General features: G+C 74.5%; 10 protein-coding genes. 6 read left to right on the forward strand and 4 right to left on the reverse strand.

What is annotated here, in order from left to right:
- Window positions 1-32: 32 nt before the first annotated feature.
- From FJQ57_RS01415 to cysC, 4 genes are all read right to left on the reverse strand, one after another.
- Window positions 33-3,065: a M1 family aminopeptidase gene (locus FJQ57_RS01415; RefSeq protein ID WP_139977465.1), complete on the reverse strand. Its 3,033-nt coding sequence runs from the start codon at window positions 3,063-3,065 to the stop codon at window positions 33-35.
- Between the two features lie 443 nt (window positions 3,066-3,508).
- Entirely contained in the window at window positions 3,509-3,907 is a 399-nt protein-coding gene (locus FJQ57_RS01420; RefSeq protein ID WP_139977466.1) for a hypothetical protein, read from the reverse strand.
- A gap of 52 nt (window positions 3,908-3,959) precedes the next feature.
- Complete coding sequence (locus FJQ57_RS01425; RefSeq protein WP_246081536.1) at window positions 3,960-4,949, reverse strand: sulfite exporter TauE/SafE family protein; 990 nt, start codon at window positions 4,947-4,949, stop codon at window positions 3,960-3,962.
- On the reverse strand, window positions 4,949-6,787 hold the full coding sequence (cysC, locus tag FJQ57_RS01430; protein ID WP_139977467.1) for an adenylyl-sulfate kinase: 1,839 nt from the start codon (window positions 6,785-6,787) through the stop codon (window positions 4,949-4,951). Before cysC ends, FJQ57_RS01425 begins: the two co-directional genes overlap by 1 nt.
- Before the next feature lie 149 nt (window positions 6,788-6,936).
- Between cysC and FJQ57_RS01435 the strand changes: the two genes are divergently transcribed.
- From FJQ57_RS01435 to FJQ57_RS01460, 6 genes are all read left to right on the forward strand, one after another.
- The gene (locus tag FJQ57_RS01435) at window positions 6,937-8,463 is read left to right on the forward strand and encodes a sulfatase-like hydrolase/transferase (protein WP_139977468.1); all 1,527 of its coding nucleotides are present in this window, start codon (window positions 6,937-6,939) and stop codon (window positions 8,461-8,463) included.
- Between the two features lie 21 nt (window positions 8,464-8,484).
- A complete protein-coding gene (locus tag FJQ57_RS01440) occupies window positions 8,485-9,423 on the forward strand; it encodes an asparaginase (protein WP_139977469.1) in 939 nt (312 codons plus the stop codon).
- 185 nt (window positions 9,424-9,608) lie between these two features.
- On the forward strand, window positions 9,609-11,105 hold the full coding sequence (locus tag FJQ57_RS01445; protein WP_170219225.1) for an exopolysaccharide biosynthesis polyprenyl glycosylphosphotransferase: 1,497 nt from the start codon (window positions 9,609-9,611) through the stop codon (window positions 11,103-11,105).
- A gap of 103 nt (window positions 11,106-11,208) precedes the next feature.
- Window positions 11,209-11,655, forward strand: coding sequence for a helix-turn-helix domain-containing protein (locus FJQ57_RS01450; protein ID WP_139977471.1), 447 nt, complete (start codon window positions 11,209-11,211; stop codon window positions 11,653-11,655).
- Between the two features lie 2 nt (window positions 11,656-11,657).
- A complete protein-coding gene (locus tag FJQ57_RS22840) occupies window positions 11,658-12,191 on the forward strand; it encodes a hypothetical protein (protein WP_139977472.1) in 534 nt (177 codons plus the stop codon).
- A 96-nt stretch (window positions 12,192-12,287) separates the two neighbouring features.
- The gene (locus tag FJQ57_RS01460) at window positions 12,288-12,575 is read left to right on the forward strand and encodes a DUF2516 family protein (RefSeq protein ID WP_139977473.1); all 288 of its coding nucleotides are present in this window, start codon (window positions 12,288-12,290) and stop codon (window positions 12,573-12,575) included.
- The last annotated feature ends 78 nt before the right edge of the window (window positions 12,576-12,653 follow it).

The following is a 12,653-nucleotide window of genomic DNA, read 5'->3' on the forward strand; positions in this document are numbered from 1 at the left end:
CTCGTTGCGCTCGCACCTCAGCCGCCGAACTGTCAGCGCACCCGGGCCGTCGGGGCGCTGCGCCCGGTCACGGTGGCGTAGCCCGGCTTGGTGGCGGTGACCACCAGCCGGACTCGGTCGCCGCGGTCGGCGCGGCGGGGGACGAAGGTGCTGCGGCTCCCGCGGGCGCCGGGGACGGCCTGGCCGGCGACGTACCAGCGGTAGGTCAGCGCGACACCGGGGTCGCGGCGGCCGGGGACGGCGCGGAGGGTGCGGCCGACGACGGGCTTGCCGGCGATGCGCGGAGCCGGGCGGAGGGTCTGGCGGCCGGGGGCGACGGGGTCGGTGACGGCGCTGGTGCGGCTCACCGTGGTGTAACCGTCCTTCGAGCCGGTGACGACGACTTGGAGGACGGCACCGAGGTCCGCCGCGCCCGGGGTGTACGACGCCGCGGTGGCGCCCGCGATCGGGCGGCCGCCGCGCCGCCACTGGTAGGTGAGGGTCGCGCCCTCGGTCCAGGCGCCGGGGCGGGCGGCGAGAGGGCGGCCGACCTGCGGGGTGCCGGCCAGGGTCGGGGTGGGCGCAACCAGCGTGCCGCGGAGCACGGGCGAGCTGGGCTCGCTGGTGGCCGAGGCGGCGGCGTACCCGTCCTGGGTGCCGGTGAGCGTGACCGTCACGGTCTTGCCCAGGTCGGCGGGGCGCGGGGTGAAGGTGCCGGCCGTGGCCCCCTCGACGGCGGTGCCGGCGACCGACCACTGGTAGGTGAAGGCCGTGCCCGGGGTCCAGGTGCCGGGGCGTGCAGTGAGCGGCCGGCCGACGGCGGGGGTGCCGGCCACGCTCGGGGTGCCGGCCTGCTGGGTGCCGAGGGCCACCGGGGCCGTGGGGGCGCTGGTGCGGGTGACGTCGGTGTAGCGCGGGTGGGTGCCGGTGACCGCCACGGTCACGGTCTTGTCGACGTCGGCCGCTCGCGGCACGAAGGTCGAGGCGTTGGCGCCCTCGACGGCGGCGCCGGCGACGCTCCACTGGTAGGCGAACGTGGTGCCCTCGGCCCAGCCGTCGGTGACGGCGGTCAGGGTCTGGCCGACGGCGGGCGTGCCGGTGATCGTCGGGTCGGCGCTCGGCAAGGGCTGGGCGGTGACGCCGACGGTCGAGGTGCAGCCGGCGGGGGAGCAGAAGCCTCCGAGGGTCCGCGAGCCGGCCGTGGCCCTGAGGCTCGCCGCCGACGCGGTCGGCTTGACGGTGACCGGGAACGAGACCGACGTCGACGTCGGCAGGGTCGGGGCGGACGCGCCGGTGACGAAGGTGCCGGCGGCGAGGGTCGGCACGGTCCACACCAGGGTCGTGCCGTCGAGGGTGACCCCGGCGGGCAGGGCGGCGGCGTCGATGGTGGCGTCGTCGAGCACGTCGGCGAGGTCGACGGTGGCGACGCTCGCCGGTCCGCCCGCGGGCGAGAGGGCCACGCGGCCCATGTTGGTCGCGGTCAGCGTGTAGGTGACCGCAGAGCCCGGCGCGACGGTGCCGGAGACGGGCTGGGAGGCCAGCTTGACGTCGTACCGCTGCGGCCAGGCGGGCTTGTCGGGGTCGAGCACCCAGTCCTGGAAGAAGGCACCGAGGTCGCGGCCCGAGACGCTCTCGGCCAGGGCCTCGAAGTCGGCCAGGCCGCGGCTCTGGCCGGCGTACGTCGTCTGCCACTGCTTGACGAACCGGAAGAACGCGGGGTCACCGATGGAGAGCTTGAGCGCCTCCCACAGCTGGGCGCTGCGGGTGTAGGTCTGGTAGCCGTAGAGGACGGCGGAGTCGGGCATGTTGCCGGGCGGGGTGCGGTACTGCGCGGCGGTGCCGCTGTTCCAGGACGAGTAGTAGCGCGCGTGGTTCGAGGTCGTGCTCGTGCCGGCGATGACGTTGTTGTAGTGGCCGGGAGCCCAGGTGGCCATGCCCTCGTTGATCCAGATGTCGTTCCACACGCGTGGGGAGACGTGGTTGCCGTACCACTGGTGGGTGATCTCGTGGGTGAGCGTGTCGCCGAGGAAGGTCGCCGTCGAGGGGAAGAACGAGCGGTCCTGCGTCTCGAGCGCGTAGTTGATGCCGAGGCCCGTGACGACGTCGATGACCGCGCCGGTGCTGCCGCCGGGGTAGGGGCCGAAGACGCTCTCGAGGCCGCGGGTGATCGGGCCCTGCGCGTCACGGCGGTTGGCGATGAGGAGCTTGTCGGCCGGGGTGAGGGCGGAGTCGACGAACGTCCACTCCGGGATCGTGGAGCCGTCGCTGAGCGTGACCTCGCCCTGCGCCACGTCGTACTTGCCGATCGAGATGAGCACCAGCTCGGTCGCCATCGGCCGGGTCTGGCGCCACCGCCACGTGGTGCGGCCGGCGGCCGCGTCGACGTCCTTGTCGACCAGCTCGCCGTTGCTGGCCGCGGCGGAGGCGCCGGTGCCGGCGGCGTTGGTGATGGTGGAGGGGATGTCGATGTCGATCGTGTAGGTCGCCTTGTCGGCGGGGGTGTTGTTGCTGGGGAAGCCGGTCATGGCGCCCACCGGCTGGTTGAGGAAGGTCGCTCCGTCGTTGGTGGCGTTCCAGCCCTCGGCCGAGCCGTCGGCGTCGGTGTGCTTGGTCGGCACGCCGGCGTAGGTCACGACGGTGGTGAACTCCCCGGACACGGCCGTCGCGGGGGTGACGACGAGCTTGTGCCGGATGAGGTCCGGCTGCTCGTCGCGCGTCCAGGTGGCGGCGACGCCGTCGACCGTCACGTTCTCGACGGTGAGCTCGGGACCCTCCAGGTCGAGGGAGTACGACGACAGGGGCGCGCCGGTCGTCCTCGCGCGGATGGCTGCGGTCGCCTCGATCGTGCTGCGCGCCAGGTCGGTCGCGGGGGTCCAGGCGAGGTCGAGGTCGTAGTGCTGCACGTCGTACCCGCCGTTGCCGACGTTGGGGAAGAGCGCGTCGCCCGAGGTCTGGGCGCCGGCCACGGTCTCCTCGGCGCTGGCCGGCGCCGCCTGGGGCAGCGCGAGCGCCGCGGCCGCGACCGCCGGGACGAGCGCGACCGCGAGGCGGGAGCGGGTGGGACGGAGCGAGCGGGGGAGGGGCATGCGCGGCCTTCGGTCGGACGTGTCCCAGCGGGGCTGTCGGCTGGAGGGACGAACCTACGACGGATGGGGCTCAGGCGGGTCGGGAGTGCGCAGGGACCCGCAGAGTTTTCGCGCGCGAAACACTCCTCGGCGCCCGAGCCCGGAATGCGGGGTGGGTGACCGCCCGGCCCAGCACGACCACGTCGGTGGCAGCCGGCGCCCGACGGCGGACAGCACGAGGGGCACCTCGGGGTCGACGGAGACCACGGCATCGAGGTCGATCCCCGTGCCGCGACCGTCGAGGTGGGCGGCTCCCGGAAGGGGTCGACGATCTCCCCCCGGCGCAGGGGCGGCACCCCGACCAGGGTCGGGGTGCCCGGCCGCGTCCCCCATGACGCGGCCGTCGTCGGCCTGGACCGACGTGCTTACACCGTAAGTCGAGGGTGCTCGGCGCGCACGCGGCCCTAGCGGATGGTCCGCCTGGCGGGACGCGACCGGCGCGGCGTACCCACCACGGCGCAGGCCAGGACGCCGACCAGCAACAGCGCCAGCCACGGGAGGTCGCCGCTGTTGACGCCGTAGTTGGTGCTGAACGCGAGCACGGTCGTGCCGGACCGCGGACCGTCGCCCTTCATCAGGCTCAGGGTCGCGATCGTGAGCAGCGCGGCCAGCCCGAGCGCGGCCCAGCCGCGGCGCCGCCCGGAGAGGGCGGCCGCGGCGCACGCGGCCCCGAGCAGCCACAGGACGGCGAAGGGCCAGTCGGCCGCGCTCGTGCCGTACGTCGCCCCCGGGGCCCAGAAGACGCCGGGCGAGCCGGATCCGCCGCTGTCGGCCAGGGTCAGCGCCTGGAGGGCCAGGGCCACCAGGGCGACCAGCAGCGCCAGGGTGCGGCCGAGCGGCAGGCGGGTCAGGGCGTCACCGCGCCGACGTACGACGGGCCTTGTCGGTGCCCTCGAGCTCGGCGACGTACGGCGCGCCGTACATCGGCAGGCCCTGGCCGCGGCGCAGGACGCCCCAGACCAGCGGGACCAGGACGACCATGGCCAGGCCGGTGGCGGTGACGAAGTAGACCTGGTTGTCCTCGCCGAACGGCGTCCAGCCGGCCTTGCCCAGCAGCGCGACCGCCGACATCGTCAGCACCACGACGATGGCGCGGCGGATGAACGACTGCGGCACCCGCGGGGCGAGCTTGCTGCCGAGGATCGTGCCGGGGATCGACCCGACGAGCAGCGGGATGAGCAGCTCCCAGTCGAGGCCGTGGATGGCGATGTTGGAGATGGCGGCGGCCAGCACGAGCGGCACGGCCTGGACGAGGTCGGTGCCGACCAGCTTCACCGCCGACAGGCCGGGGTAGAGCATCAGCAGCGCGACCATGATCACCGAGCCCGAGCCGACGCTGGTGATGCCGACCAGCAGGCCGCCGAGGGCGCCGACGAGCAGGGTCGGGACCGGGCGGATGTGCGGGTCCTCGTCGCCCAGCGCGCCGCCGGAGCGGACGCGGCGCAGGTTGAGGTAGAGGCGGGCGGCGTACGTCGACGCGGCGAGGAGCAGGGCGATGCCGATGGAGAACTTCAGCACCTGGTCGAGCTGGTCGGCGTCGTCGGTGAACGCCTTGACGGCGTACGGGCCGAGCAGCGCCATCGGCACCGAGCCGAGGATCAGCCACTTGGCCAGGGTCAGGTTGGGCGAGCCCTCGCGCGAGTGCACCACCGCGCCGCCGGTCTTGTAGACCGCGGCGGCGGTCAGGTCGGCCGCCACGACGGCCGCGGCCGACTGGTGCGGGGCGAGGAACAGCAGCGCCGGGGTCATCAGGGCGCCTCCGCCCATGCCGGTCAGGCCGACGACGATGCCGACGAAGAAGCCGGCGGCCAGGATGCCGAGCGCGGTGGTGGTGAACAGGTCCATCAGTGGTCCTTCGTCAGCAGCCGGGGTACGACGGCGCCGAGGAGCTCCTCGACGTGGGCGGCGCAGGCCGCGGCCGCCTCGGGGCCGCGCTGGTAGGGGTCGGTGACGTCGAGGTCGGCCGAGGCGGAGCCGCGTCGCTCGCCGAGGCGGTGGAGCAGCTCGTCGCGGTCGAGGTCGTCGGGCAGCCGGCGCACGGCCTCGGCGAGCTGGCCGAGCGTGAAGACCTTGCGGAAGGCCCCCGGCGTCTCGTCGAGCACGAACGACCGGTGGGTCGCCTCGGCGGTGACGACGAGGTCGGCCTCCTCGACCAGGGCGCGGGTCAGCGGTCGGCTGCGGAACGCCTCGACGTCGGCGGCCGCCCCGGGGTGCCGGACGAGGAGGGCGGCGGCCATCGGCTCGTCCATCGGGCGGTCGGTGAAGCCGTGGGTGCCCGCGCTGGTGACGACGACCGAGGCGCCGTCGCCCGCGAGACGGCGGGCGGTGATCTCCATGGAGGGGCTGCGGCACAGGTTGGCGGTGCAGACCATGAGGACGCGCAGCGGCTCGGCCCGTGTGGTCTCGAGACGGCCGTGGCCGGCCTCCTCGACCACCGTGTTCGCTGCGGGGGCTTCGAGGCTCGTCGCTGGCGCTCCTCGCACCTCAGCCACCGTGAGGTCGAGGTAGCCGGCGGCGGCGAGGGCGGAGGTGACGTCGGCGAGGGCGTCGTCGATGGTGCGGCCGGTGGTGTCGACCCGCACGTCGGCGTCGGTGGGCTCCTCGTAGGGGGAGGAGATGCCGGTGAACTCGGGGATCTCGCCGCGCCGGGCCTTGGCGTAGAGGCCCTTGCGGTCGCGGCGCTCGCACTCCTCCAGCGGCGTGGCCACGTGGACGAGGAAGAACGCGCCACCGGCCTCGCGGACCATCGCCCGCACCTGCTGGCGCGTCTCGTCGAACGGCGCGATCGGGCTGCACACCGCCACCCCGCCGTGCCGGGAGATCTCCGCGGCGACCCAGCCGATGCGCCGGATGTTGGTCTCGCGGTCGGCCTTGGAGAAGCTCAGCCCGGCGGAGAGGTGGCGGCGCACCACGTCGCCGTCGAGCGTGGTCACCGTGCGGGTGCCCTGCTCGAGCAGCCGGTCCATGAGCGCGCGGGCCAGCGTCGACTTGCCGCTGCCGGACAGGCCGGTGAAGAACAGCACGAGCCCCTGCCGGTCGGGGGCGGGCAGGTCGGCCTCCAGGATGTCGTCGAGGTCGGCCAGCGGCTCGCCGGCGTCGACGAGCCCGACGACCTGGTCGCCGCCGGCGTACGTCGTGACGACCTGCACGCCGAGGTCGTGGTCGGTCGCGGGGTCGCCGTGGGAGGCCAGCGGCACCGCCACCACCGCGGCGCCGAGCGACTCGGCCACCCGCAGCGTCGCCCGCAGGAGGGCGACCGGGGAGAGCTCGGGCGTGCCGTGCCCGACGAGCGCCAGCAGCACGGTCGGCCCGAGCCCGGCCAGCTGGTCGAGCTGGGCGTCGGTGACGGGGCCGGTGACGGGCACGACGGTGCGCCCGGCGTACCGCTCGCGGACCTCGGCGGGGGAGAGGTAGAGGCGCCGGAAGGGGCCGAACTGCGCTGCGACGAGCGGCTCGACCCGCCGTGACCCGTCGGCCTCGCGGTGCACGCGCGCCAGCGGCAGACCCTCGGGGTCGACCAGCTCGACGACCGGCGCGTCGACCAGCTCCGGCGGGAGCCCGAGGGTGACGGGCGAGCCCGCCACGTCGTACGACGCCAACGGGGCCAGCGCGCCCGAGGCGAGCAGCTCGAGGTCGTCGAGCTCGCGCGCCGTGGGGTGGTGCTGCGGGACGGGACTCGACACGAGGGTCGATCATGCCAGCCCACCCGTCGCGCCTCGGGACCCGCGCGGCCTGTGGAATGCGCCGGTTCGATGTGCGTCGGGCCGCTTCGTCAGCGATCCTGAGGCCCGGACGGGTGGCGCAGGGTCCCCGGCGACTTCTTGGGGACACGATGACGACGAGCGGGCGACGACGTCTGCTGGCCACGCTGGTGGCGCTGCTGCTCCTCGCGCCCACCGCCTCGACCGCGACGGCGCCGGCCTCGGCCGACGTCGTGCGGGGGGCGGGGCAGCCGGGGCAGGCCGCGCAGGCCGCAGCGGCGGGCCGGCCCAACGTCCTGCTCATCACGACCGACGACATGCGCGCCGACGACCTGCGCGGCATGCCGCTGACCCGGCGCTTGATCGGTGCCGCGGGGCTCAGCGCGACCGGTCTCGCGCCCCACCCGCTGTGCTGCCCGGCCCGCGCGCAGATCCTCACCGGCCAGTACGCCCACCACAACGGGGTGCGCGGCAACCAGGGCGTCCACGGCCTCTACCAGGCCCTGCGCCAGCCCGACGAGACCATCGCGCGCTGGGTCGAGCGGGCCGGCTACGACACGGGCATGGTCGGCAAGTTCCTCAACGGCTACGGTTCCGGCTCCCGCCGCCCGCCCGGCTGGCAGGAGTGGCACCCGTTCGTCACCGACGTCTACCAGCCCTACGACGTCGGCATGGTCGAGGGCGACCGCGTGGTCGCCGACCCGTTCACCCACAGCAACGACGTGGTCCGCAACAAGACCATCTCCTCCCTCGACGCCCTGCGCGCCGACGGCGACGGCCGCCCGTTCTTCATGTGGTCCTCCTACGTCGCCCCGCACGGCACCTGCGAGGAGAAGAAGAACTGCTCCGACCCGCCGATCCCGGCCCGGCGCCACCTCGGCCTCGATGTCGCCGGCGGCAACCCGGCCGAGCGCAGCCGGTCCTTCGGCAACAACCGCGGCAACTACTTCGGCAGCGGGGTGTCCGGCCGGGCCAACACGCGGCCCTACCTCCGCCGGCTCGACGTCGCCCGGCAGCGCGCGCTCGCCAGCGTCGACGAGGGCATCGCGGCCACGCTGAGCCACCTCGCCCGGATCGGCGAGCTCGACGACACCTACGTCATCTTCACCTCCGACAACGGCTACCTGCTCGGCGAGCACCGCTACACCGGCAAGAACGTGCCCTACGAGCCAGCCCTGAAGGTGCCGTTCCTGGTGCGCGGCCCGGGCATCGCCGCGGGCCAGCGTCGCCCCGACCTGGTCGCGTCCCTCGTCGACCTCGCCCCCACCATCCTGCGGATGACCGGGGGCGTCGAGGGCCGCTCGGGCGCGCTCGACGGCGCCGACCTCCTGCCGGTGCTGCTCCGCCAGGCGCCGGTGCGGCGCACCGCCCAGCTCATCGACATCGGCCCGAGCTCGACGTTCAAGACCATCAACCGTCCCTGGACCCTCCGCGGCGTGCGCACCCAGCGCTACACCTACTGGGTCTGGTACACCGGCCGCCGCCCCCAGCTGTTCGACCGGCGCGCCGACCCCGCCATGGTCCGTGACGTGGCCGCCGACCCGCGCTACCGCACGGTGCGTCGCCAGCTGCAGCGCACGCTGCGTCGCCTGGTCACCTGCGCCGGGCCGCAGCAGTGCCGCCCGACGATCCCGGTCCTGGGTCCGCGCCGCCGCTGACCCAGGTCTAGGGTCGCCCGCATGCGCCCGGAGATCATCGCCGAGGTCGTGCGGTCGGGGTTCGTCGAGGGCCACCACCACGGCTCCGTCGTCGCCCTGGAGGCCGACGGCTCCACCGCCTGGTCGATCGGCGACGTCACCTCGGCCGTGCTGCCCCGGTCCTGCAACAAGCCCCTGCAGGCCCTCGCGATGGTGCGGCTCGGGCTCGACCTGCCCCCCGAGCTGCTCGCGCTCGCCTGCGCGTCCCACTCGGGCGAGGACTTCCACCTCGATGGCGTACGCCGCGTCCTCGCCTCGGCCGGGCTCGGCGAGGAGGCCCTGCAGACGCCTCCCGACTGGCCGCTGGACGACGACGCCCGCGAGGCCGCCCTGCGTGCCGGCCGCACCCGTGACGCCATCTCGATGAACTGCTCCGGCAAGCACGCCGCGATGCTCGCCACCTGCGTCCTGCGCGGCTGGGACACCGCGACCTACCGCGAGGCCGACCACCCGCTGCAGGTCGCGATCGCCGAGACGTTCGCCGAGCTCACGGGCGAGCCGGTCGAGGTCGTCGCGGTCGACGGGTGCGGAGCGCCGCTGCTCTCGACGTCGCTGACGGGGCTCGCGCGGGCCTTCCGCGCCCTCGCCGTCGCCACCGAGGGGCCCGAGCGGCGCATCGCCGAGGCGATCCGGGCCCACCCGTCGTACGTCTCGGGCACCCGCCGCGACGAGCTGGCCCTGCTGACGGCCCTGCCCGGCGCGATCGGCAAGGCCGGCGCCGAGTCCTGCTACGCCGTGGCCCTGCCCGACGGCCGCGCCTGGGCCTCCAAGACCGACGACGGGGCCCCGCGGGTGCGCCCGGTCGTCATGGCCGCGGCCCTGCGCCGCTCGGGCATCCACGACCCGGCCGTCGACGCCACGGGCCAGTGGCCGCTGCTCGGTGGCGGCGTGCCCGTCGGTGAGATCCGCGCCACGTTCTGAGCCGCTGGAACGCCGTCTTGCGGCGTTCTTGAGGGTCCCTTGCGGCAAGGCTGCAGCGACCGTCGGCGGGTGGTCACCTGCGTGTGGTGAGGTGGAGGACGTGGTCGCCGGGGGGCGGCCTCCCCACTTCAAGCGGGGTCTCGGCAACATGCACTGGGGGGTGCTCCGCCGCGATGCGCGTCGACATGCAAGCTGAGCTGGACCAGCCGGTCGTGCTCCGGGCTCCGTCTCGTCCGAGCGGGCCGGCCACGCCGCTGGCCGCCGTGGTCGAGCCGGCCGAGAGCCGGGCCGACCTGACCGAGCCGCGGGAGCCACGGCGACCGCTGCCGTCCCGGCCGCGCACGGGGCCGATCCGTCGTCGTGAGCGGGCCGCACTGGCCCTGGCCGCCGGCGACGTGGTCGTCACCGCGCTCGTCGTCGGCCTGGTCGCCGGCCTCGCGCTCGTCCCGGCGGCTGCGGTCGCCGTCGGCACCGTCGTGGTGCTGCGGCTGACCGGTGGCTACCGGCCCCGCCTGCGGCCCTCGTCCGCCGACGACCTGCGCCCCGTCGCCCTGGGCTCGCTGGCCGCCACCGTCGTCCTCGTGCCCACGGGCGGCATCGCCGGCGCCGCCGCGCTGGGCCTGCTCGGTGCCCTCGTCCCGGGCCTGCTGGCCGCCCGCGCCGCCGTCCACGTGGCGCGCCGCGCCACCCGGCGCCGCGGCCGGGGCCTCGACGCGACCGTCGTCGTCGGCCAGGGTGCAGCCGCGCGCCGCCTCGTCGCCGCCGCGGTCGACCACCCCGAGTTCGGTCTCGCGCCGGTCGGCGTCGTCGGCGTTGACCCCACCGACGTCCTCGACCCGGAGACCGGCGACCTGGGTACGCCGCGGCTCGGGTCGCTGCTCGACCTCACCGCCGTCGTCGAGTCCACCGGTGCCCGGCGCGTGCTCGTCGCCCAGGACGCCGACGACCCGACCCTCACCGACCTCCTGCTCGCCTGCCGCGACCGGGCGGGCGTCGAGGTGCTGTGGGAGCCCCGGTTCTCCGCACTGGCGCCGCGTGGTGGTCAGACCGACGCGCTGTGGGGGATCCCGCTCGTGCGCGCCCTGCCGGCCGCTCGCAGCCGCGCGCCGTGGCGGGCCAAGCGCGCCCTCGACGTCGTCGTGGCCGCGGTCCTGCTGCTCCTGCTGACCCCGCTGATGGCGGTGGCCGCGCTGGCCGTGCGCTGGGAGATGGGCCGCTCGATCATCTTCGGCCAGGTGCGGGTGGGCCTCGGCGGCCTCCCGTTCACCATCTACAAGTTCCGCACCTACCGCCAGCCCCCGTCCTCGGGATCGGCGCCGGTGTGGTCGGTGGCGGGCGACCCGTCCCTCGGACCCGTCGGCCGCTTCCTGCGGGCGACCTCCATCGACGAGCTCCCGCAGCTGGTCAACGTGCTCAGGGGCGACATGAGCCTGGTCGGCCCCCGGCCCGAGCGGCCGTTCTTCGTCGACCGGTTCAGCGTCGACGTCCCCGACTACCACCGGCGCCACCGCGTGCCCGTCGGCCTCACCGGGTGGGCCCAGGTGCACGGCCTGCGCGGCGACACCTCCATCGAGGAGCGTGCGCGGTTCGACAACGACTACATCGAGAACTGGTCGCTGCGGCTCGACCTGCAGATCCTGGTCCGCACCGTGCGGGCCGTGCTCGGCCGCCAGGGCGGCTGAGCGCCCTCACCCCTGGGGGTCCGGGTGTTCCCTCACCCGATGTGGTGAGCCACACGCTTGCTCGGGCTTGCGAAACGCTAGCCGTTGCTAGCACCATGGAGCCATGGCCAAGGGAAAGGTCGGGCTGACCGTCGAGTCGCTCGGTGACTACCTCAAGGAGCAGCGCGTCGCCTCGCGCCTCTCCGTGAGGCAGCTCGCCCAGCAGGCCGGCGTGTCGAACCCGTACCTCAGCCAGATCGAACGTGGTCTGCGCAAGCCCTCGGCCGACGTTCTGCAGCAGCTCGCCAAGGCGCTGAGGATCTCCGCGGAGCAGCTCTACATCCGCGCGGGCATCGTCAGCCCCGAGGACGGGATCGGGGGGTCGGTCGAGCTCGCCGTGCTCGGCGACGCCGGCCTGACCGAGCGACAGAAGCAGTCGTTGCTGGACGTCTACTCGTCGTTCCTCGCGGTCAACGCCCTCGAGCGGATCGCGGACGAGGAGATCACCACCGTCGCGGCCGAGCCGGCTGACGACGACCACCCCGAGCACCACGAGAAGAAGGAGCGCTGATCATGGCCAAGACCAAGATCGACTTCCGCACTGCCGTCCCGACCGCCTACCAGAAGCCGCTGTACGCCACCGTCGGCGCCGGCGACCTCGCCGTGACCGCCGTCCGCGAGTACGTCGCCGACGTGCAGCAGCGCATCACCGAGGTCCAGAAGGACGTCGAGACCCGCGTCTCCGACGTGCAGACCCGCGTGTCCGACGTCCAGAAGTCCGTCACCAAGCTGACCCCCTCGCAGGTCCGCGCCCGCGTCGAGGCCCGCGTCGCCGAGCTGCAGGACGAGGCCGTCACCACCTACGGCGACCTGGCCAAGCGCGGCGAGGCCGTCGTCAAGGGCACCAAGCTGCCCTCGACCGCGACCGCCCAGGCCGGCGAGAACGGCGTCGAGGTGAAGGTGAACACCACCAACCCGGCCGCCCGCAAGACGACCACCACCCGCAAGCCGGCCGCGAAGAAGGCCCCCGCGAAGAAGGCCCCGGCCAAGAAGGCCCCGGCTCGCAAGACCACCGCGAAGAAGGCCCCGGCCTCCACGAAGGCCTGACCTCCGCGCAGGACCCACGTCGACGGCCGTCGCCCCCCGGGGCGGCGGCCGTCCGTCGTGCCCGGGGACGGGCCGGCCGCGCACTAGGGTGGGGTCGTGGGGATCAACATCTTCGAGATCGAGGGCACGGTCCGGCTGCTCGTCCTGCTGGCCAGCCTGACCGTCTCGATCTTCGCCTTCGTCAACTCGCTGATGTACTCCGCCGAGGCCTACGACGCGGCCGGCAAGCTGACCAAGCCGGCCTGGTGCACGATCCTCGGCCTGGGCGTGCTGCTGTTCTTCGTGCCGATCGGCCTGTTCATCATCAACCTCGCCCTGCTCATCGCGGCGATCGTCTACCTGGTCGACGTGCGTCCGGCCCTGGCGGGCCTCACGCGCCGCTGATCCCGGGCGCCCGCGGCGACCTGGGCCACCGGGGGGTGAAATCCCGGGGGTTCACCCCCGTGACGGGCCCCCGGCGTC

This window comes from Nocardioides litoris (genome assembly GCF_006346315.1).
Taxonomy (GTDB): domain Bacteria; phylum Actinomycetota; class Actinomycetes; order Propionibacteriales; family Nocardioidaceae; genus Nocardioides; species Nocardioides litoris.